Genomic DNA, 231 nt, shown 5'->3' with positions numbered 1-231 from the left:
AGTTATTGCTGATCAGGAGCCGGGTTGGAATCAGTTGATGCTTTTTCATTCCAAACCTCGGTATCCTCGATTTGATGCTGTAGTTCTTCCAGGCTGGACTTACCGACTGCCCAGACGAATCCGGCTACTGCTTGCGGATCCTCCCGCACTTCGGTAAAGAAGCGATAGTGCCAGTTGTCTTTTAACAGCCATTGCCGCTGCAGGGCTGCGCGTTGTGCTACCCGTGCCAGC

The 231-nt window shown here is 53.2% G+C and carries 1 protein-coding gene; it reads right to left on the bottom strand.

Annotated elements, in window-relative coordinates:
- Nucleotides 1-2 precede the first annotated feature (2 nt).
- A partial coding sequence (locus LI126_RS15210; RefSeq protein WP_227165747.1) for a hypothetical protein occupies nucleotides 3-231 on the bottom strand: 229 nt, incomplete at its 5' end.

This window comes from Mediterraneibacter sp. 210702-DFI.5.30, from assembly GCF_020560115.1.
Classification (GTDB): domain Bacteria; phylum Bacillota; class Clostridia; order Lachnospirales; family Lachnospiraceae; genus Mediterraneibacter; species Mediterraneibacter faecis.
The sequence above is the reverse complement of the archived record's forward strand: the minus strand, read 5'-3'. Positions and strand labels throughout refer to the sequence as shown.